This window comes from Sphingomonas sp. BL-S-29 (genome assembly GCF_055521495.1).
This window is the reverse complement of sequence record NZ_CM145482.1, coordinates 602,937-624,422: the sequence shown is the minus strand read 5'-3', so window position 1 is coordinate 624,422 and position 21,486 is coordinate 602,937. Positions and strand designations below refer to the sequence as shown.

At 66.1% G+C, this 21,486-nt stretch carries 17 protein-coding genes; 9 read left to right on the top strand and 8 right to left on the bottom strand.

Annotation, left to right across the window (positions count from 1 at the left end; translation table 11 throughout):
* Positions 1-31 precede the first annotated feature (31 nt).
* From ACZ1I2_RS03030 to argH, 5 genes are read right to left on the bottom strand one after another with little or no spacing between them, the layout of a single operon-like run.
* On the bottom strand, positions 32-988 hold the full coding sequence (locus ACZ1I2_RS03030; protein WP_465171082.1) for a zinc transporter ZntB: 957 nt from the start codon (positions 986-988) through the stop codon (positions 32-34).
* On the bottom strand, positions 985-1,767 hold the full coding sequence (locus ACZ1I2_RS03025) for an NAD(P)-dependent oxidoreductase (protein WP_465175189.1): 783 nt from the start codon (positions 1,765-1,767) through the stop codon (positions 985-987). Before ACZ1I2_RS03025 ends, ACZ1I2_RS03030 begins: the two co-directional genes overlap by 4 nt.
* Positions 1,752-3,014 carry a diaminopimelate decarboxylase gene (gene lysA, locus ACZ1I2_RS03020; protein ID WP_465175190.1) on the bottom strand — a complete coding sequence of 421 codons (1,263 nt, stop codon included), beginning with the start codon at positions 3,012-3,014 and terminating at the stop codon, positions 1,752-1,754. Before lysA ends, ACZ1I2_RS03025 begins: the two co-directional genes overlap by 16 nt.
* A gap of 4 nt (positions 3,015-3,018) precedes the next feature.
* The gene (locus tag ACZ1I2_RS03015) at positions 3,019-3,264 is read right to left on the bottom strand and encodes a hypothetical protein (protein ID WP_465175191.1); all 246 of its coding nucleotides are present in this window, start codon (positions 3,262-3,264) and stop codon (positions 3,019-3,021) included.
* Positions 3,261-4,631 carry an argininosuccinate lyase gene (gene argH, locus ACZ1I2_RS03010; protein ID WP_465177192.1) on the bottom strand — a complete coding sequence of 457 codons (1,371 nt, stop codon included), beginning with the start codon at positions 4,629-4,631 and terminating at the stop codon, positions 3,261-3,263. Before argH ends, ACZ1I2_RS03015 begins: the two co-directional genes overlap by 4 nt.
* 19 nt (positions 4,632-4,650) lie before the next feature.
* Here argH and ACZ1I2_RS03005 point away from each other — a divergent pair, with 19 nt between their 5' ends.
* The 7 genes from ACZ1I2_RS03005 (at position 4,651) to ACZ1I2_RS02975 (ending at position 14,896) form a co-directional block, all read left to right on the top strand.
* Positions 4,651-5,214 (top strand): TlpA family protein disulfide reductase, encoded by a 564-nt coding sequence (locus tag ACZ1I2_RS03005; RefSeq protein ID WP_465171085.1) that lies wholly within the window; start codon positions 4,651-4,653, stop codon positions 5,212-5,214.
* A 343-nt stretch (positions 5,215-5,557) separates the two neighbouring features.
* Positions 5,558-8,632, top strand: a complete 3,075-nt coding sequence (locus ACZ1I2_RS03000) for a TonB-dependent receptor domain-containing protein (RefSeq protein ID WP_465175192.1) — start codon at positions 5,558-5,560, stop codon at positions 8,630-8,632.
* Between the two features lie 335 nt (positions 8,633-8,967).
* Positions 8,968-10,344 (top strand): amidohydrolase family protein, encoded by a 1,377-nt coding sequence (locus ACZ1I2_RS02995; protein WP_465175193.1) that lies wholly within the window; start codon positions 8,968-8,970, stop codon positions 10,342-10,344.
* Positions 10,341-11,633 (top strand): MFS transporter, encoded by a 1,293-nt coding sequence (locus tag ACZ1I2_RS02990; RefSeq protein WP_465171088.1) that lies wholly within the window; start codon positions 10,341-10,343, stop codon positions 11,631-11,633. Before ACZ1I2_RS02995 ends, ACZ1I2_RS02990 begins: the two co-directional genes overlap by 4 nt.
* 87 nt (positions 11,634-11,720) lie before the next feature.
* Positions 11,721-12,110, top strand: coding sequence for a c-type cytochrome (locus tag ACZ1I2_RS02985; protein WP_465171089.1), 390 nt, complete (start codon positions 11,721-11,723; stop codon positions 12,108-12,110).
* A 60-nt stretch (positions 12,111-12,170) separates the two neighbouring features.
* Positions 12,171-13,409, top strand: a complete 1,239-nt coding sequence (locus ACZ1I2_RS02980) for an iron-containing alcohol dehydrogenase (RefSeq protein WP_465171090.1) — start codon at positions 12,171-12,173, stop codon at positions 13,407-13,409.
* Positions 13,406-14,896: an NAD-dependent succinate-semialdehyde dehydrogenase gene (locus ACZ1I2_RS02975; protein WP_465175194.1), complete on the top strand. Its 1,491-nt coding sequence runs from the start codon at positions 13,406-13,408 to the stop codon at positions 14,894-14,896. The genes ACZ1I2_RS02980 and ACZ1I2_RS02975 overlap by 4 nt, the downstream gene beginning before the upstream one ends.
* 215 nt (positions 14,897-15,111) lie before the next feature.
* Here ACZ1I2_RS02975 and ACZ1I2_RS02970 read toward each other — a convergent pair whose 3' ends face one another.
* The 3 genes from ACZ1I2_RS02970 to ACZ1I2_RS02960 all read right to left on the bottom strand — a co-directional run bounded on the left by ACZ1I2_RS02970 (position 15,112) and on the right by ACZ1I2_RS02960 (position 18,410).
* Positions 15,112-15,891: an enoyl-CoA hydratase gene (locus ACZ1I2_RS02970; RefSeq protein ID WP_465175195.1), complete on the bottom strand. Its 780-nt coding sequence runs from the start codon at positions 15,889-15,891 to the stop codon at positions 15,112-15,114.
* Positions 15,888-17,081 (bottom strand): CaiB/BaiF CoA transferase family protein, encoded by a 1,194-nt coding sequence (locus ACZ1I2_RS02965; protein WP_465175196.1) that lies wholly within the window; start codon positions 17,079-17,081, stop codon positions 15,888-15,890. The genes ACZ1I2_RS02970 and ACZ1I2_RS02965 overlap by 4 nt, the downstream gene beginning before the upstream one ends.
* Positions 17,082-17,150: 69 nt before the next feature.
* Positions 17,151-18,410 carry an MFS transporter gene (locus ACZ1I2_RS02960; RefSeq protein WP_465175197.1) on the bottom strand — a complete coding sequence of 420 codons (1,260 nt, stop codon included), beginning with the start codon at positions 18,408-18,410 and terminating at the stop codon, positions 17,151-17,153.
* Between the two features lie 210 nt (positions 18,411-18,620).
* On the opposite strand from ACZ1I2_RS02960, the gene ACZ1I2_RS02955 reads away from it, so the two are divergent.
* Both ACZ1I2_RS02955 and ACZ1I2_RS02950 read left to right on the top strand, forming a co-directional pair.
* Positions 18,621-19,553, top strand: a complete 933-nt coding sequence (locus ACZ1I2_RS02955) for a cupin domain-containing protein (protein ID WP_465175198.1) — start codon at positions 18,621-18,623, stop codon at positions 19,551-19,553.
* A complete protein-coding gene (locus ACZ1I2_RS02950; RefSeq protein WP_465175199.1) occupies positions 19,550-21,466 on the top strand; it encodes an outer membrane protein assembly factor BamB family protein in 1,917 nt (638 codons plus the stop codon). Before ACZ1I2_RS02955 ends, ACZ1I2_RS02950 begins: the two co-directional genes overlap by 4 nt.
* Positions 21,467-21,486: the final 20 nt, after the last annotated feature.

Sequence of the window (21,486 nt, the reverse complement as noted above, 5' to 3'; positions counted from 1 at the left end):
GCGTGGCGGCGGCGCTTTCCAACCGTCGCGGTCACCCGCGCCCGAACCAGTGCCGGCGCATGAAATAGATGACGATGGCGACCGAGACGATGGTGCACCCCGCCATGATCGCATCGAAGGCCCAGGGCTCCTCGGCATAGGGCAGCCCCTTGACGTTCATTCCGTACAGGCCGGTGATGAAGGTCAGCGGCAGGAAGATCATCGCCGCGATCGAGATGATCAGCGCCCGGCTGTCGATCTGCTCGGCGCGAAGATCGGTCAGCGCCTCGTGCATCAGCGCGGCGCGCTCGCGAATGCTCTCGAGCTCTTCCGCCATGCGGGCGGCACGGTCGGCCGCGGCGTTGAGGTGCAGCCGGTCGTCATCCTGCAGCCAGTCGCACGGCAGCGCCGCCAGCTTTTCGATCGCTGCGCGCTGCGGCGCGAGGAAGCGGCGATAGCCGATCGCGGCGACGCGCACCTTGGTGACGTGGCGGCGCAGCTCGAACACCTTGTCGGCGTCGAGATCGGCTTCGCAATCGTCCAGCGTATCGCCCAGATCGGCGACTTCGGGGTCGAGATTGCGGGTGATCGCGGACGCGAATTCGGCGATCAGGTCGCCCGGGTCGCGGATCTGGCCGCTCTCGATCGTCTCCACCACATCGTCGACCGCGATCAGGGCGCGCCGCGTCACCGAGATCACGCGGCCCTTCGTCGCCCAGATCCGCACCGAGGCGAGCGGTTCCGACGACAGCGTCTCCTCGCTCGATCGGCCGCGCAGGTTGAGAAAGGCGCCATTGCCCAGCGCATCGCAGCGCGGACGCGTCTCGGTCGCGGTCAGCGCGTCGACGATATAGTCGGGCGCCTTGGCTTCCTCGACCAGCCATGTCTGGGCATGCTCGTTGTTGGTGGTCAGATGGACCCAGATCAGGTCGGCCTCACTGGCCAGGGCCTGTTTGATCTCGATCCGCTCGGCCTTTCCGCTCCGCACGCGATACGCAAATCCGCTCATGCCAGCTCCATATAGATCACGAGTCCCGGACCGGGCTCAACCGGCGATGTGGTGCAAAGGGTCCGGACCGCATCGGCCCGTGCCCGATCGAGAATCGCCGCCGGAATGTCGGCGCGATGGTAGATGCGATCGGCCAGGCCAAGCAGGCGCGCCTCGCCGATGGTGAGATCGTCGGGGTCGGTCGAGCGCAGGCGGATCGACACCAGGCGATCACCGGGCGCCAAACCGCCTCCAGCCAGCCATTCCGGCACCATGTCCGCCGTGGCGGCCAGCGGATCGAGCGCGCCGCCCGGCGCAAGCGCCGCGCCGAGCGCGCGCCTGCGGTCGTCGATCGCCGGCAGTTTCCGCCGGAGCGCGGCGCGCGCATGGTGGAGCGCGGTCGCCAGGCCGCCCAGACTTGCGGGCAGGATCGTCTCGATCCGCTGGCGCAGCGCTGCGGCGAGCCCGGCCGATGCGCCGCCGGTGCCGATCGCGATCAGCACCGGATCCCGGTCGATGATCGCCGGCAGGGTGAAATCGCACCAGTCGGGCCGGTCGACCGCGTTGATCAGGATACCCCGCGCCCTCAACCGCGCCACTGCTGCCGCGGCGAGTGCCTCGTCGGCGATCGCCACGATCGCCAGCGCCGCGTCGGCGTCCTCGCCGCCGATCACCGCGCCGGCGCGCCCGAGCAGACGCCGCTTGGCATCGGCCGCTTCGCCCTCCCCCAGCAGGATGACCTGCCGGCCCGCCAGCCGCACGAACAGCGGCAGGCTGTGCAGGGTCACGCGGTCAGCCACTCCGGCAACCGTTCGGCGGCGATGATCGTCTCGGGATCGATCCGGTCGGCGACCACCGCGAATCTGTCGCCATCGACCATCACCTCGGGCACCAGCGCCCGGCTGTTATAGGTGCTGGCCATGGTCGCGCCATAAGCGCCGGCGGTACGGAAGATCGCGAGGTCGCCCGATTTCACGGCGTCGATCTCGCGCCCCATCGCGAAGGTATCGCCGCTCTCGCAGACGGGCCCCGCGATATTGGCGATCATCCGCTCGCCGGTCGGGCGGACCGCCGCGAAGTCGTGCCACGCATCGTACAGGGCGGGACGGGCGAGATCGTTCATCGCCGCATCGACGATCACATAGGGGTTGGTCACGCCGGGCTTCACCCAGATCACCCTGGTCAGCAATATGCCGGCATTGCCCGCGATGACGCGCCCCGGCTCGAACATCAGCATGACGTTCCAGCCCTTGGTCACCCGCGCCACCATCGCGCCATAGTCGGCCGGGCTCGGCGGATTGTCGCCGGCCTTGTACGGCACGCCCAGGCCGCCGCCGAGATCGACCCGCTCGATCGGATGGCCGGCCGCGCGCAGCTGCGCGACCAGTTCGCCGACACGGGTGTACGCCGCCTCGAGCGGCGCGAGATCGAACAGCTGGCTGCCGATATGGATGGCGACGCCGCGCATCGCCAGGCCGGGCAGCGCGGCGAGCCGGCCGAAGATCGCTGGCGCCTGATCGATCGGCACGCCGAACTTGTTCTCGCTCTTGCCCGTCGAGATCTTGGCATGCGTGCCGGCATCGACATTGGGGTTGACGCGAAGCGTCGCATTGGCGCGGATGCCCATCCCGGCGGCGAGCCCGGACAGCGCCTCGCCCTCTTCCTCGAGCTCGAGGTTGAACTGGCCGAGACCGGCATCCAGCGCGCGCAGCAATTCCACCCGGGTCTTGCCGACCCCGGAAAACACCACGTCTTCGGCCTTCATGCCGGCGGCCAGGGCGCGGGCGAGCTCGCCGCCCGACACGACATCGGCGCCGTAGCCTTCATCCGCCAGCACCTTGAGCACCGCGAGATTGGGATTGGCCTTGATCGCATAAGCGAAATGGGCGCGCTCGACACCAGCGAGTCCCTCGCGGAACACGCGTGCATGCCGCGTCAGCGTGGCGCGCGAATAGACATAGACGGGGGTGCCGACCGCATCGGCGATGCGCTCCAACGGAACGCCCTCGGCGTGCATCGCGCCGTCGACAAGACTAAAATGGTCCATCTGCTCAATTCGGTGGGAGGTCGTAATCGTCGCTGCGGCGGTCCTCGGAATTGCGGAGGAGCTCGTCGCTGCGGGCGGGGCGTGCCTGGTTGCTCGGTTTGAGCAATTCCTGGGGGGTCGGCGCTTTCGCGGCACCATAGGGAGCCACCGGCAGTGCCTCGCCTTTCTGCGGCTTCAGATCCTGCCGCACGCCGCAGCCGGACAGGGTGATCGCGGCCAGGGTCGCCCCCAATAGCATGGCGCGTTTCATGATCCGCTTTCCTTCCTCGCCGCCGCGATCGCGGCCCTTACCCGCGCCGGCGCGGTACCGCCGAAACTGGTCCGGCTGGCCACCGACGCATCGACACCGAGCACGTCATAGACGCGTTGGTCGATCCGCGCATCGATTGCCTGCAGGTCGGGCAGCGGAATCGCGTCGAGCGCGATGCCCAGCTCTTCCGCCCGCTTCACCGCGCGGCCGGTGATGTGATGCGCCTCGCGGAACGGCACGCCCGCTTCGCGCACCAGCCAGTCGGCCAGGTCCGTCGCGGTGGAGAAGCCGGCCTCGGCCAGGCCGCGCATCCGCCCGGTGCGGAAGGTCGCGCTTTCCACCATGCCGGTCATCGCGGCGATGGACAGGCCGAGCAGGTCGTGCGCCTCGAACACGGGCGGCTTATCGTCCTGCATGTCCTTCGAATAAGCGAGCGGCAGGCCCTTCATCGTGATCATCAGCGCGGTCAGGCAGCCGATGATCCGCCCCGAATGGCCGCGCACCAGCTCGGCCGCATCGGGGTTGCGCTTCTGCGGCATGATCGACGATCCGGTCGACCATTGGTCCGACAGCGAGACGAAGCCGAAGGGCTGCGATGCCCAGAGGATGAACTCCTCGGCCAGGCGCGACAGGTGCAGCGCGCACTGAGCCGCCGCGGTCAGATATTCGATCGCGAAGTCGCGGTCGGACACGCCGTCGAGCGAGTTGCGCATCGGCCCGTCGAAACCGAGCGCCGCCGCCGTCATCTCCCGGTCGATCGGGAAGCCGGTACCGGCGAGCGCCGCCGAGCCGAGCGGGGACCGGTTCATCCGAGCGCGCGCATCGGCGAAGCGGCCGCGGTCGCGCGCGACCATCTCGTGATAGGCCATCAGATGATGGCCGAGCGTCACCGGCTGGGCGCTCTGCAGATGGGTGAAGCCGGGCATCACGCTGTCGGCATGTTCCTCGGCACGGGTCAGCAGCGCCTGCTGGAAATGCGCGAGGCCTGCATCGACCGAGTCGATCGCGTCGCGGACCCAGAGCCGGAAATCCGTCGCGACCTGATCGTTGCGCGATCGGGCGGTGTGCAGCCGCCCGGCCGCCGGGCCGATCGCCTCGGCCAGCCGCGCCTCGGTCTGCATATGGATGTCTTCGAGGACCATATCCTCGGCCACGCCATTCGTCTCATAATCGGTCGCGACCTGGTCGAGTCCGGCGACGATCGCCGCAACGTCTTCGGCCGAAACGATGCCCTGCGCACCGAGCATGGCGGCATGAGCCCTGGAGCCGGCGACATCCTGTTTCCACAAGCGCTTGTCGAACGGGATCGAGGCATTTATCTCGCGCATCACCGCTGCCGGCCCCTCGGCGAAGCGGCCGCCCCACATGGCATTGGATAGGTCCGACATGTCCTTCCGCTCGACGATCGTCTCTCTCCTGGCCACGGCGCTGCTGATCGGCGGCTGCGATAGGCAAGTCTCCGCGCCGGAGCAAGCAAAGCCCTCGCCCGCCGTACCGGCACCTGCGGCGGCGGCCGAGACGATCGGCACGCTCGACCGCAGCCACAAGGGCGAGGCGGCTCCCGTCGCGGCTTTCCAGGATCCGGCGGGCAAGCCAGTGACGATGGCGGCCTTTGCGGGCAAGCCGGTGCTGCTCAATCTCTGGGCGACCTGGTGCGCGCCGTGCGTGGCGGAAATGCCGACGCTCGACGCGCTGGCGAAGACCATGAAGGTGGTGGCGGTCAGCCAGGATATCGGCGGCGCGGAAAAGGTCGCACCCTTCTTCGCCAAGGCCGGACTGAAGCAGCTCCAGCCCTATCTCGATCCCAAGGTGGGCCTCAGCGTCGCGCTGAACGCCGAGCTGCCGACCAGCATCCTCTATGATTCGACCGGCCATGAGGTGTGGCGCATGACCGGCGGCATGGACTGGACCACCGCCAGCGCGCGCAAGCTGCTCGCCGAGGCGCGCTGACCGCGAAGCGCCCGCCCAACGATCGCGACATTCGACGGAAAGCCGCCGCCCGCCGCCACGCTCGCGCGGGACCCAGCCCTTGTTGCGGCACTTCAAGGCCTTCGGAACGAATAGGGCCGAATCCGTGCCATTTTTGCATCAGCCCCCGAATCACTGACCCGGGCCGGGCCCGGCATCCCATCGACTCGCTTGACGGCCGCGGGAACCAACCGTAGGAATGCCGGTAATTCCCGATCCTATATCATATCAAATCACAAATAAGATCGGATCGGGAATTGAGAGGATAACCAGTCTGAAAGGGGGAACGGGGATGCGCTCGTCCAAGATCAAACTAAGCGGTTCCGTGATTGCACTGACGACGGCGATGATTTTCGCGCCGGGCATGGCTTTCGCGCAGAGCACGCCGTCAACCACACAAACCGTGCCGGCTCCGGCCGAAGATACCACGCTGCCGCAGGAAACCCTGTCGGACGGCTCGGCCGCCGATCTCGGCAAGGACATCGTCGTCACCGGCACCAGCATCAAGGGCGTCGCCCCGATCGGGTCGAACCTCGTGTCCGTCGGCCAGGCGACGATCGAGAAGACCGCGCCGATCAACGTGTCGCAGCTGGTCAACACCGTGCCCGCCATCACCACCTCGGGCTCGCTGTCCCAGGGTGAGAATGCCTATTCCTATTATTCGCCACAGATCCACAGCCTCGCCGGCTCGTCGTCCAACACCACGCTGGTCATCATGGACGGCCTGCGCCTGCCGGGCGGCGGCACGCAGTTCGCCCAGACCGATCCCAACATCATTCCGGTGAGCGCGGTCGAGCGCGTCGAGGTGCTCGCCGACGGCGCGTCCTCGGTCTATGGTTCGGACGCCGTCGCGGGGGTGGTCAACTTCATCACCCGCCGGACCTATGACGGCCTCGAGGTGAATGCCCGGTACGGCTTTGCCGATAATTACCACAATTACGACATCAACGGCATCTGGGGCACCAAATGGGATACCGGCGGCGTCTATATCGCCGGATCGTACAGCAAGGGCAGCACGCTCTATAACCGCGATCGCCCCTTTGCGAGCCTGGGCGATTTCCGCCCGGTCGGCGGCACCAACACCAACAGCTATGCCTGCAGCCCGGCGACGATCCAGGTGACCAACCGATCGGATGGCGGTGCCGTGTCCGGCGTCTATCTGTCGCCCAGCGCGACGACGACCGTGGCCAACACCGCCGTCAACGCGCCGTGCAACAACTCGGTCTATGGCGTTCTGGTCTCTGGCCAGTGGCGCGCCAACACCATGATGAAGGTGTATAACGAATTCGGCGACAAGTTCCGCATCACCGCGATGCTGAACTACAACATCCAGAAGACGACGTCGCCGAACGGCCCGGGCACCATCACCAACGCGACTGCCTATGGCCCCGGCCGTGGCATTGCTTCCTATACCGCGCCCAACGGCACCGTAACGGCCTTCCCGCAGGTCAACCCCTTCTTCGTCGCGCCGGCGGGCTCGCCGACCGCGAACCAGGAATCGTTGAGCTGGCTGGCGCTGCGGGACGACGGCAATTACGGCTATGGCGAATCCGAAGCGGATTCGATCTACGCCACCTTCGTCGCGGAATATGATCTGAGCGACAGCTGGAGCGTCAAGTTCAGCGACGCGTTCGGCCGCAACCGTTCGGCACTCAACACGATCGACGGCTTCTGCAGCTCCTGCGCCCTGCTCGCCCTGAACGGCACCGGGCAGCTCAGCGGCAGCACGACGACCACCGATGTGGCCGGCCAGAATGTCATCGCGCTCAACCTGCCGCTCACCACGGCGAACGCGCTCGACGTGTGGCGGACGGGCACGGCCAACCGCACCTCGGCGGCGGTGCTCCGCTCGCTCTATGGCGCGGACAGCCAGAACACCAACTTCAACACGTTCAACCAGATGAAGCTCGATTTCCAGGGCGGCATCTTCAATCTGCCCGCGGGCGAAGTGAAGATCGCGTTCGGCGGCGAGCATTACTGGGCCGACGAAACCCAGAAGATCAACGGCGCCAACGGCACCGGCCCGTCGGTGACAGGGGCGACCTTCCGGCAATATATGTACGAGCGCACGGTCAATTCGGCCTATGGCGAAATCGTCATTCCGGTGATCTCGCCGGACATGGAGATTCCGTTCTTCCGCAAGGTCGACCTGGATATCTCGGGCCGTTACGATAGCTATAGCGACGTCGGCGACACCACGAACCCGAAGTTTGCGGCGAACTGGGAATTGTTCGAAGGCGTCAAGCTCCGCGGCAACTATGCGACGGCCTTCGTGGCGCCGCCGCTGGCGGTGATCGGCGATCCCAGCCAGGGCTATCTCTATGCCTCGGGCAGCGTCGGCAACCAGGGCCAGCTGGTCGTTCCCGTGGCCAATTACCCCACCGTGGTTCAGGTGCCGGGCGCGGTGGTGACCAACACCAGCACCCCCTGCACGGCTTCCGCAGCGACCTGCACGATCGGCCTCGCGGCCAACCCGGGCATGCGTCGCCAGCTTGGCGGCGGCTTCTCGAACATGGTGCCGCAGAAGGGGACGAGCTATTCGTTCGGCCTCGATCTGGCGCCGCGTTTTCTGCCCGGCTTCACCGCGGCGGTGACCTGGTTCCACAACCAGTTCATCGGCGGCGTCAGCTCGCCGAGCCCGACCGCGATCGTGAACTCGGCGGGCCTGCGCAACCTGCTGACCATCTGCCCGGGCACGCCGGGCGCGAATGCGGACGGAAGCTGCAGCCAGTCGCAGATCGATACCTTCGCCAATATCGCGAACGGTTCGACCATCTCTGGTGCGATCCCGGACAAGATCTATTTCTTCCTGGATCAGAGCTCGCGTAACGCCTTGAACCTGACCGTCGAAGGCATCGACTTCCAGGCTGCCTATCGTGCCCCGATCGGCGACCTCGGCACCTTCACGGTCGGCATGAGCGGCACCTACTTCACGAAGTTCACGCAGAACTTCGGTGGCGGTACGTCGTTCAGCATCCTGAACACCTCGGGCTACAACACGACCTTCCCGTCGGTTCAGTACAAGCACCGTGCCCAGCTCGGTTGGGAACTGGGCGGCTTCTCGGCCGACCTGTTCTGGAACCACACGGGCTCCTACCGGAACTGGATCAGCACCTCGGTGGTGCCGATCACGACCAACTCGGTCGGCAACCCGACGGGCGGTGGCGACAAGGTGAAGGCGGACAATAATTTCGACCTACACGTCCAGTACACGGTCCGGAACGAAGGCATGTTCAACGGCTGGCAGGCCTATGTCGACGTGAAGAACCTGTTCGACAAGGAACCACCTTTCTACAACGGCAACACCAACGGCATCCTTGGCGGCGCCTGGGGGTATAACGGCTTCGTGTCGAACCCGCTCGGTCGCCTGATCGCCGTGGGCCTGCGTACCAAGTTCTGATCCTCCTCTCCCGCCCGTCCCTTCGGGGGCGGGCGGGACCTTTTCTCTACCAAGCGGAACAAGACGGTCATGACGAGCAGCAAGCGGGAACGGATACGCAAGGGGATACTCCCCGGCGCCGACCGCGCGGCCGTACGACCTCCCGTTCGACGGGTTTCCATCTCTTTGCATTTCGCGCCCGCGCTGGCCCCGAACGGGCCGAAGCCTGGCGGCGGCCGCATGGCGGCCATTCCCATCATGCCGGATCACGGCCTGTCGCGAGCTTCGGCCCGTTGATGCCGAAGGCAACAGAAAGAAGGACGGCAAACGTCCGGAACAACAATGGAGCGCGTCGTATGCGTGTTTGTGGCTGGATGACTGGTGCGGCGCTGATGGCGGGGGCGCTGACCGCGGCGCCGGCCATGGCAAAGACCGTGGCGCTCTCGCATTTCACGCTGATCGACGGCACCGGCCGCGCGCCGGTCAGGAATGCCGCGATGATCATCACCAACGGCAAGATCAGCTGGGTCGGCCCGGCGGCGAAGCTCAGGGCGCCCAAGGGCGTCAAGGTCAGGGACCTGACCGGCAAGTTCGTCATGCCCGGCATCATCGACAGCCATGTCCATCTCGGGCTGGTCGACGGCATCACCCAGGACCTGAAATATTACACCCGCGAAAGCGTCGAGCGGCAGTTGAAGCTCTATGCGGCGTACGGCGTCACCTCGGTCCAGGTGCTCGGCACCGACAAGGACGAGATCCACGACATCGTCCGCGATATCCGCGCTGATCCGGCGGGCCGGGCGCGGGTATGGACCGCCGGGCGCGGCGTGGTGTTCAAGGGCAGCTATGGCGGCGTCGTCGGGCTTCCGGCGCAGGTCGCGACGCCTGCCGAGGCCGTCGCGATGGTCGATCGCGAGGCAGCCAAGGGCGCCGATTTCATCAAGCTATGGGTCGATGACGAATTCGGCACGATCGCCGAGCGTATGCCGGCCGATATCAGCACGGCGGTGATCGCCGAGGCGCACAAGGACGGCAAGAAAGCCGTCGCCCATGTCTTCTATTACGACAATGCCAGGGAGCTGACTCGCGAGGGCGTCAACGGCTTTGCGCATTCGGTCCGCGACCGCGCGGTCGATGCGCCGTTGCTGTCGGCGATGAAGGCGAAGGGTGTGTGGCAGATCGCGGCGACGCTCAGCCGCGAAGCCAGCTTCACCTATGACCTGCTGCCCTTTGTCGACGATCCCTTCTTTTCGCGCGGCGTGACCCCACAGGTGATCGCCGATCTCAAGAACCCCGAGCGGCGCACGCGCCTGTCCTCCTCGCCGACCTTCCCGAAATATCCGGCGGTCCTGAAATACGCGATGGAGAATTTCGGGCGCGAGGCGAAGGCGGGCATCCCCTACGGCATGGGCACCGACAGCGGCCCTTCGGCACGGTTCCCCGGCTATTTCGCGCATTGGGAGCTCGAGCTGATGGTCAAGTCGGGCATCACGCCGCTCCAGGCGCTGACCGCCGCGACCGGGAGCAACGCGAAGTTCATGGGCGCGACCAATGTCGGCACCATCGCGCCGGCCAAGGCGGCCGACCTGCTGGTGCTCGACAAGGATCCGACCGCCGATATCCGCAACACTCGGGCGATCGACAGCGTTTATCTCGCCGGCGAGCAGGTCCCGACGATCTGGCAGACCTGCACCGGTCGTGCCGCCGACGCCTGCGCCGGCGGCCCTAAATGAGCGATACCGCCCCAGGCGTGCGGGCCGCGCGGCCCACGCTCGTCCGGCACAAGGTGCTGTGGCTGACGGTGCTTGCCTATCTGATCACCTATATGGACCGCGTGGTCATTTCGACCGCGGCGCCGTCGATCCAGAAGGAATTCGGCTTCCACGACGTGACGATGGGCTGGATCTTCGGCGCCTTCTCCATCTCCTATGCCCTGTTCCAGATTCCGGGCGGCTGGCTCGGCGACAAGTTCGGCCCGCGCCGCGCGCTGACCGGCGTGGTGCTCTGGTGGTCGACCTTCACCGCCGCCACCGCGCTGACCTGGTCGTCCGGCTCGATGATCGTCACGCGTTTCCTGTTCGGCATGGGCGAGGCTGGCGCTTTCCCCATCGCCACCCGCTCGCTCTCGCGCTGGATGCTCCCGGCCGAGCGCGGCTGGGCGCAGGGCCTGACTCATGCCGGCGCGCGGCTCGGTGGCGCAGTGACACCGGTGTTCGTCGCGCTGCTGATCGTCGATTTCGGCTGGCGCATGCCCTTCCTCGCCTTCGCGGCGGTCGGCGTCGCCTGGGCGCTCTTCTGGTTCTGGTTCTACCGCGACAGCCCGCGCGAGCATGCGTCCGTGAACGACGCCGAGCGCGTGATGATCGAGGAAGCGCTCGGCGAAGGCCGGACCAAGGCAAGCGTGCCCTGGGCCAGGCTGCTTGCCCGGCCCCAGCTCTGGCTGCTGTCGGCGATGTATTTCTGCTACGCTTATTGCATCAACATCTTCCTGACGTGGTTCCCCAAATATCTGCATGACGCGCGCGGTTACGACATCGCGCTGATGGGCCTGTTCGCCAGCCTGCCGCTGATGGCGGGCGTGGTCGGCGATCTTGCCGGGGGCTGGTTCTCGGACCATCTGGTGAAGCGCGGGCGCGGCCTGTTGTTCGCGCGGCGCTGGGTGTCGGTGGTCGGCTTCGCGATCGCCGCCGTCATGATCCCGCTCGCCACCGCGTCGGACAATCACATTATCAGCATCGCCTGTTTCTGCCTCGCGCTGTTCGGCCTCGAACTGACCGTCGGCGTGTCCTGGGCCGTGACGCTCGATATCGGCGGCGAGTTCGCCGGATCGGTGTCGGCGGTGATGAACACGATCGGCAATCTCGGCGCTTTTGTCGCAGCGACGCTGACCGGCTATATCGTCTCGGCGAGCGGCTGGGGCGCCGCGTTCGGCGTGCTGGCCGGCCTGTGCGTGGCGGCGGCCCTGCTGATGTTCACGATCGACGCGTCGCGCCCGCTCATCCCCGAACCCGCGCATGAGTGACGGGCATATGGGCATCCGGGGACGCGGCGACGGCAAGGACAAATATTTCGGTACAGGGGCTGCAACCCTGTCCGCTGGAGGTTCGGAATGAAGTATCTTGTGGGTCTGACAACGTTTGTCATGATGGCGGGCGCGGCGGCCGCGATCTCGGCCGCGCCGCCGGGAGATGCCGTGAACGGTGCCGTGATCTTCAAGAAATGCGCGTCGTGCCACAGCGTCGATCCGACGGGCGCGAGCGGCCTCGGCCCCAATCTGCGCGGCGTTGCCGGGCGCAAGGCGGCCATGGTCGCCGGCTTCAACTATTCACCGGCGATGAAGGCGTCGGGGCTGGTCTGGAACGACCAGAACCTCGCCCGCTTCCTCGCCGGGCCCCGCCAGGCGGTCCCGGGCACCAAGATGATCTTTATCGGCCTCCCCAAGCCGCAGGATCAGGCGGATGTGATCGCCTATCTCAAGCAGAACAGCGCGAAGAAATAACCTGATGCGTATCCTTTCACTCTCTCGTTCGGCAGGCATAAAATGAATATTTTCGGCGCCATGCGTCTCCCCCGCTCGGTCCTGTTCGGCGTCGGTCAGCGCCGCGCCATCGGCAAGGTGACCGCCCAGCTCGGCACACGCGCGCTGATCTGCACCGATGCGCGTCTCGGTGCCGATCCGATGTTCGAGACGATGCTCGCCGACCTCGCGGAGGCCGGGGTCGAGACTCATGTCTATGACCAGACTCAGCCCGATCTGCCGGTCGAATCCATCCTCGAATGCGTCGAGCAGGTTCGCGGCTTCACCGCCGATGTGGTGCTCGGCATCGGCGGCGGCAGCTGCATGGATCTGGCCAAGGTGGTCACCGTGCTGCTCGCGCATGGCGGCGCGATCAGTGACTATTATGGTGAGTTCAAGGTGCCCGGCCCGGTCCTGCCGCTGGTCGCCGTGCCGACGACCTCGGGCACCGGCTCCGAGGTGACGCCCGTCGCCGTGGTGTCCGACGACGCACTCGGCGCAAAGGTCGGCATCGCCAGCCCCTATCTGATCCCGATGGCCGCGATCTGCGACCCGGAGCTCACCGTCACCTGCCCCAGGGGGCTGACCGCCTGTTCCGGCTCCGACGCGATGACTCACGCGGTCGAGGCCTATACCGCGCTCTCCCGGCCGATCGATGCGATGCTGACTCAGGAACATGTCTTTGTCGGCAAGAACGCGCTGTCCGATCATTTCGCCAAGCTTGCGGTGAAATGCGTGTGGGACAGCCTCAAGGCGGGATATGACGATGGCGGCAACATGGTCGCGCGCGAGCAGCTGATGCTCGGCTCGCTCGCCGCCGGCTGCGCCTTCGGCGTGGCGGGCACGGCGGCGGCGCATGCGCTGCAATATCCGGTCGGAAACCTGACTCACACCGCGCATGGCGACGGCGTCGCGGCGCTCCTGCCCTATGTCATGCAGTTCAACCGTCCGGCCGCCGTTCCGGCCTTTGCCGAGCTCGCCCGTGTCGTCGGGCTGGGCTCGCCGGACGATGATGAGGACGTGCTGTCGCAGCTCTTCATCGACGGGATCGCCGACTTGTTCGCTTCGGTCGGCATCCCCACCTCGCTCAAGCAGCTCGGCCTGGCCGAAGACATGCAGGAATATGTGGCGGAGAATGGCCTGAAGGCGCAACGCCTCGTCAAGAACAACCCCCGTCCCCTGGATCTCGACGCGATGCGCAGCATCACCGGCGCCGCTTATGCGGGCGACCGCTCGATGCTCATGGATCGCGTGAATCTGAACCTCCAAAAGGCAGAATGATGGAATCCCTCAACAGTTACGCAGCCCCCGCAGCCGGCGAGCATGAAGCGCCGTTCGACATCCCGACCGATCTGCTGATCGGCGCTTCCTGGGTCGAGGGCCGTGCCCGCGCCCGCATCGAGGTGGTCAATCCGTCGACCGGCGGCGTGCTGACCGCCATCGCCGACGGCACGGTCGAGGACGGCATCGCCTGTGTCGACGCCGCCGAGGCGGCCGCCGCCGCCTGGGCCGCCACCGCGCCCCGTGCGCGCGCCACGATCCTGATGGCGTGCTGGGAAAAGATGATGGCGAACGCCGAATGGCTCGCCCAGCTGATCAGCCTGGAGAACGGCAAGTCGCTGCCCGACGCGCGCGGCGAGGTCGGCTATGCCGCCGAGTTCTTCCGCTGGTATGCCGAGGAAGCCGTGCGCATCAACGGCGAGCTGGCGATCTCGCCGGCCGGCAACAACCGCATCCTGGTCCAGTATCAGCCGATCGGTATCTCGCTGCTGATCACGCCGTGGAATTTCCCGGCGGCGATGGCGACGCGCAAGATCGCGCCGGCGCTGGCGGCGGGCTGCACCGTCATCCTGAAGCCGGCGGCGGAGACGCCGCTGACCGCGCTTGCCGTCGCGCAGATCATGCTCGAGGCCGGCGTTCCGGCGGGCGTCGTCAACGTCATCAACACCAGCGACGCGCCGGGCGTGTGCCGCGCGATGCTGCACGATCCGCGCGTACGCAAGCTCAGCTTCACCGGATCGACCGAGGTCGGCCGCATCCTGCTGCGCGAATGCGCCGACCAGGTGCTCAGCGCCTCAATGGAGCTGGGCGGCAATGCCCCGTTCCTGGTGCTCGACGATGCCGATCTCGACGCGGCGATCGAAGGCGCGATGGTCGCCAAGATGCGCAACGCCGGCGAGGCCTGCACCGCGGCCAACCGCTTCTATGTCCAGCGCGGCATCTATGAGGCGTTCACGACCAAGCTCGTCGAGAAGATGGGCGCGCTGAAGGTCGGGCCGGGCTATGAATCGGCGACCGAATGCGGCGCGATGATCAACCAGGAAGCGATCGACAAGATCGAGATGCTGGTCGAGGACGCCAAGGCCAAGGGCGCGCGCGTCCTGATCGGCGGCGAGACCCCGCATGGCGACGGCTTCTTCTACCCGCCGACGGTCATCGCCGACATCCATCCGGACTCCGAGATCCTGACGACCGAGGTGTTCGGGCCGGTCGCGCCGATCACCGTGTTCGACGATGTCGAGGACGCCATCCGCCTGGCCAATGCCACCGAGTTCGGCCTGGCCGCCTATGTCTTCACCGGCGACCTGAAAAAGGGCCTCGCCATTTCGGAGCGGATCGAGGCCGGCATGGTCGCGCTCAACCGCGGCCTGGTGTCGGACGCGGCGGCGCCGTTCGGCGGCGTCAAGCAGAGCGGCCTGGGCCGCGAGGGCTCGCACCACGGCCTGCATGAATATACCGAAGCGAAATATATCGCCGTCAGCTGGTAACGGCTTGGCGGATCGCAAGACGGCCGCTTCCGGAAGGAGGCGGCCGTTTTTGTTGGTAGGTAACGCTTAGGCCCAAACGTCACCCCGGACTTGTTCCGGCATCCATCGATCCGCAGACACCGCAGCCGTTGCGTTCGCGGGACGATGGACCCCGGAACAAGTCCGGGGTGACGGTAATGAGTGGGTTTAAGGCGCGGTCTGAACCGCCGTAACGCTCAATCGCCCGTCCAGATCGGGGTCTTTTTGGTCTTCGCCAGGAAGTCGTGCACGCCGCGGCGGAAGTCGTTGCTGCCATAGACGTTGGCGATCAGGTCCTGGATGTCGGGAAGGTTGTCGAAGGTCATCCGGCGGATCGCTTCCTTGGTCGTCCGCGTGGTCAGCGGCGCGTTTTCCGCCGCGCGCTGGACAAGCGCCTCGACCGCGGCGTCGAGCTCCTCGGGTTCCACCATCTTGTAGAGGAAGCCGCTGTTTAGCAGTTCCTGAGCAGTGATCATCTCGCCGAGCAGGACCATGCGCTTGGCGATCTGGATGCCCACGGCGCCGCCGACGCGTGCATAGCTACTGCTCGACAGGCAATTGCCGATGGTGCGGCCGATCGGCGAGCCGAACTTCGCATTGGGCGTCGCGATCCGGAAGTCGCAGGCGGAGGAGATGTTGATGCCGCCGCCGACGGCCCAGCCCTCGACGATCGCGATCGTCGTGGCGGGGATCTTGTCGATCGAGCGCATGAAGATGTCGATCTCGTTCTCGTAATCGACGCCGTCCTGGCCCTTGTCGAAATGCGCGAAGCCGGAGATGTCGGTGCCCGAGATGAACGCCTTGCCGCCAGTGCCGCGGAAGGTGACGACCCGCACCGTCGGGTCATTGGCCAGCTGCACGCAGATATCGTGCAGGTCGACCCACATCTGGTGAGTCAGCGCGTTGTGCGCGGGGACGTTGTCGAACCGGACGCGCGCGATCGCGCCGTCCCGCTCGAGGATGGTCTGGCCGCTCATTCCGCCGCCTCCGCCCGGGGCGCCGCCGGCAGCAGGCCGCGTTCGCGCAGCTCGCGGCGGATCTCCGCGCCATGCTCGTTGATCAGTGGCGGCGGCAGGCGGACTTCCTGCGGCGTGCCCATCATCTTCACCGGGAAGCCGAGCGATTTGAACGTCCCCTCGACCGGGTGCGCCACATCCATCACCATGTTGCGCGCAACGGCCTGCTCGCTCGCCATGGCCTGCTCGTAATCGAGGATCGGCGCGGCGGGCACGCCGGCGCCGAGCAGCGCGTCGATCCATTCCTGGCTGGTGCGCGTCAGAAAGGTCGGGGCCAGTTCCGAGATCAGCTCGATCCGGTTGGCGACGCGCGCGGCGTTGGTGGAATATTCCGGCACGTCCTGCAATTCCTCGCGGCCGAGGATCTTGAGGAAGGTCAGCCACAGGCCCTGATTGGCCGCGCCGATGACAAACCAGCCGTCCTTGGCCAGTACTGCCTGATAGGGGCCCGACATGCGGTTGGCGGAGCCGATCGGGGTCGGCGACTTGCCGGTGCCCCACAGCTCGGTCGTTTCCCAGATCGACAGGCCCATCGCGGCCTCGAGCAGCGAGGCGTCGATATATTGGCCGACGCCCGATTTTTCGCGGCCGATCACCGCGCTCAGGATCGCATAGACCGAGAACAGCCCCGCGCCGAGATCGGCGACGGCGATCGAGTTCTTGGCCGGCTCCATGCCGGGAAAGCCGTTCGAGCTGAGCACGCCCGACATCGCCTGCGCGATCAGGTCGAACCCGGGGCGCTGCGCCCAGGGGCCGGTCTGGCCGAAGCCCGAGATGCTGGCATAGATCAGCCGCGGGTTGATCGCGCTGAGCGTGTCATAGCCCATGCCGAGCCGGGCGGCGACGCCCGGCCGGGCATTCTCGACCACCACATCGGCCGTCTTGACCAGGGCATAGAGCACGTCGCGATCCGCCTCGTTCTTCAGGTCGAGCGTGATGCTGCGCTTGTTGCGGTTGAGCGCGAGGAAGCCGGGGCTGTCCTCCCCCTTCAGGCGGAAACCCATTGAATGACGCGTTGAATCGCCCGTTTTGGGCGGCTCGATCTTGATCACGTCGGCGCCCATGTCGCCCAGCAGCATGCAGCAGAACGGGCCTGCCATGACCTGGGTGATATCGAGCACCCGGATGCCGGAAAGCGGCAGCGTCGTCATTCAATGTCTTCCTTCATTCTCGCCGCCCGCCGACGGCACTATAGTCGATGATTGCCCGTCGGCGAAAAGTCAGGCGGCAACCGCCTCGAGATGGGGCGCGGCCGGCCGCTCGGCAACGATCAGTCGGTCGGGCCGCACGAAACACCAGGCGACTGCCCCGACCACCGCCAGCGCGGCGGCCGTGCCGAACGCCGCGATCCAGCCATATTCCGCCGCGATCCACGGGGTCAGCGATGCCGTGATCGCGCCGCCGATCTGGCAGCCCATGTTCATGAAGCCCGAGACGACCCCGGTATAGGGGCCCGCGATATCGGCGGTGACCGACCAGAACGAGCTTTGCGACAGATAGAGCGCACCCGCCCCGCCCGCCAGGATCACCACGGCCAGGCCAGTGCTGGTCACCTGCGATCCCGCAGCCAGGAAACCGGCGGTCAGGATGAAAGCGACCACCGCCAGGCCGCTGCGACCCCAGAACAGGCCGTATTTCTTGGCGATCCGGTCGTTCGCGACGCCACCGCTCAGGCAGCAGATGGTCATCGCGATGAACGGCATCGAACTGTACAGCGCGCTCGTCTTCAGATCGACATGGCGCACCTCGGCCAGGTAGATGAAGAACCAGCTGAAGAAGAGCCAGGCGACATAGCCGAAGCAGAAATAGCTGATGAACAGGCCCCAGACGTTACGATCGGTCAGGATCGTGCCCCACGGCGTGGCAGGCGTTGGAGCGGTCGACAGGGCGGGCAGGCCCGCCCGGATATGGGCGAGCTCGGATGCGGAGACGGCCGGATGATCTTCCGGTTTGTCGCGCGCGAGGACATACCAGATGGCGCCGACGATGATGCCGATCAGCGCGCAGGCATAGAAGGACAGGCGCCAGCCGCCGAACACGATGAGCGCGGTGATCAGCGGCGGGGTCAGGCCGGAACCCGCGCCGACGCCGGCAAAGATCAGGCCATTGGCCTTGCCGCGCTCCTGGATCGGGATCCAGCGCGACAGGAGCTGGTTGCCCGCCGGATAGATCACCGCTTCACCCGCCCCGAGCAGGAAACGGACGATGATCAGCTGCAATACGGTGCTGCCGAAGGCGGGAGAGACCAAAGCGGTCGCGGCGGAGAAGAGGCCCCACCAGATGACGCCATAAGTAAGGGCTTTGCGCGGCCCGATCCTGACCGCGAGCCAACCGGCCGGAACCTGGAAGGCGGCATAGCCGATGAGGAAGGCACTGAAGACCCAGCCCAGGTGAATCTGATCGATTCCATATTCCTGACGCATCTGCACGCCCGCGACCGAGATGTTGGTCCGGTCGAGGAACGCGACTGCGCTCAGCATAAAAAGCAGGAAAATCAATAAGACCCGCACTTGCGAGCGCCTCGCTTCCGTCATCATGGTCTATCCCCTCGCTAATCCGCGCCCTGTCGCCAAATGGCTCAGGATCATATTGTATATGATATTGCACCCTGCTAGCATCCGTCGAAACAAAGAACAACGTCTGAGCCGGCCCCGCAAGGAGCCGGCGGAGACGCCGAGGGGAGATCTGGATTGAGGAAGCACTATCTGGCGTGCGCGATCGTCGCGCCGATGCTCATTGTCGCTGCCGCCCATGGGCAGTCCGCTGCTCCGGCCCCATCCGCCAAACCGCTGGCGCAGCGCATCGGGCACACTGATCCGACCAAGTTCCGTCACAGCGAAGGCGTTCATGCCGGCGCCGGATCCATGGAGTTCGGCCAGATCTTCGGTGCCGATGCGCTCAGCACCAATCTGATCTTCGTCCATCGCGGCGTGATCGCGCCGAAAAGCGGCATCGGCGAGCATTTCCACAATGGGTGCGAGGAAATGTTCGTCATCCTGGACGGCGAGGCGCAGTTCACGATCAACGGCCATACCTCACTCATCAAGGGCCCGGCCGCGGTGCCCGACCGGATGGGTCAGGCGCACGGCATCTACAATCCCACTGACAAGCCTGTGCAATGGGTCAATATCAATGTTGGGCTGACCAAGACTTACGACGCGTTCAACCTGAACGATCCGCGCACCGGCGTGGCGCTCGACCCGATCCCGCAGTTCATCTCGGCGCGCTTCGATCCGGCCCAGCTGCGCGCGGTCGCGGGCATGGATGGCGGCACCGGCACGGTGCAGTATCGCCGCGCGTTCGAGCCGAGCGTGTTCTCGACTCCCTGGTCCTATGTCGATCATCTCCGCATCCCGACGGGCGCCTCGGTCGGTGCCCGGACCATGGCGGAAATGAGCGAGGTCTATCTGGTCATCTCGGGCGACGGCGAAGCAACCGTGGGATCCGAGACAGCGGCTATTCACACCGGGGATGTCATCCCCGTCGACCTGGGCCAGTCCCGGTCGATTCGATCAACAGGAGCGGCTCCCCTCGACATGATGGTGATCGGTGTAGCGAAGGACCTCGCGTCCAAGGCGTCGTACATGGCCGCGCAGGCCGCTCGTCCGAGGACCGCCCGTTGAGGGTCGCGCTGCTGCTCGCGGGCGCCGCGACGATCGCCGCCGCCGCCACCACGCTCAACGCCGCGCCCGCCGGCAAGGATTGGCCCAGCTACGGCAATGACCAGGGGGCGTCGCGCTATTCGCCGCTGACCCAGATAACGCCGCAGAATGTCGACAAGCTTCAGGTCGCCTGGACCTACAACATGAAGCCGTCGAATTTCGTCGTGCCTGCCTTCCCGGTAAACCCCGAGGCACCGGCCAACACGCCGCCACCGCCACGACCGCGCTTCTCCTCGTCGCAGGCGACGCCGATCGTGATGAACGGCGTGATGTACTTCCCTTCGCCCTACGGCAAGGTCGTCGCGCTCGATGCCGATACCGGCAAGGAACTCTGGGCCTACCAGATGCCCGAACGCGACCAGGCCTCGACGCGCGGCGTCCAATATTGGCCCGGCTCGGGCAAGGCCAGGCCGGAGATCGTGTTCGGCACCCGCTCGGGCCGGCTGATCGCGCTCGACGCCGCCACCGGCGTGCCGGTGCCCGGCTTCGGCGAGAACGGCGTGGTCAACATGAAGACGCCGGAGATCACCAACGGAAACCCGAATACGCAATTCGGCATGTCGGGTCCGCCGGCAATCTATGGTGATCTGATCATCACTGGGTCGCGCGTACAGGAAACCCCGTCGCTCGGTGCGCGCGGCGATGTGCGTGCCTGGGACGCGCGGTCCGGAAAGCTGGTCTGGACCTTCCACACGGTGCCGCAGCCCGGCGAGAAGAACTTCGGCAGCTGGGAAGGCGATAGCTGGAAGAACCGGTCGGGCAACAATGTCTGGACGCAGATCGTCGTCGATGAAAAGCGCGGCATTGCCTATCTGCCGATCGCCGCGCCCAGCTTCGATCGCTGGGGCGGGGACCGCAAGGGCGACAATCTCTACGGCAACTCGATCGTCGCGGTGGATGCCAATAACGGCAAATATCTCTGGCATTTCCAGGTCGTGCATCATGACATCTGGGACGTCGACCTGCCCGCCGCGACCTTGATGGACGTGAAGAAGAACGGCCGGACCATCCCGGCGATCGCCGTGATGAGCAAGATGGCGATCATGTTCATCCTCGACCGCGTCACCGGCAAGCCGATCTACGACGTGAAGGAAGTGCCGGTTCCGACCGACACCGACATCCCGGGCGAAGTCCCGTCACCGACTCAGCCGATGCCATCGACGCCGCCGCCACTGACCCGCCTGTCGTTCGACATGTCGGAAATGGCGGCGATGACGCCCGATGTGAAGCAGCGCTGCCAGAAAGTGGTCGACGATTACAAGATCGTTGGAAGCAAGATGTTCCAGCCGTTCCGGGCGGATTCGGCCGTCGCCTTCTTCCCGGGCAGCCTGGGCGGCATCGACTATGGAGGGGGTGCGTTCGATCCCAAACAGGGACTCTACATCACCAATGTCAACTCGCTGGCCAGCCCGCAACAGCTCGCCAAGCAGGCGGACGGTTCCTGGGGGCTGGCGCGCGGCTATGTCTATTTCTGGGATCGCGAGACGCGCACGCCGTGCGGCCCGCCGCCCTGGGGCGAGATGGTCGCGGTCAACGTCAACAGCGGCAAGATCGCGTGGCGCGTGCCGCTCGGCACGACCGATACGCTGCCGGAAGGCATGCGCGATACGGGCCGGCTAAGCTCGGGCGCGCCGATCGTCACCGCGTCCGGCCTCGCCTTTTTCGGCGGCACCGATGAGAACAAGATGCGCGCCTTCGATACCCGCACCGGCAAGGTGCTGTGGACCGCGACCTTGCCCGCGGCGATCTATGGCTCGGCGATCAGCTATGCCGGCAAGAGCGGCCGCCAATATGTCGCGGCGGTCGATACCGGCGGGTTCAACGGCTCGCCGGTATCGAGCGATGCCGTGCTGGCGTTCGCGCTGCCGAAGTAAGTTTGTAACTGGAGTATCGG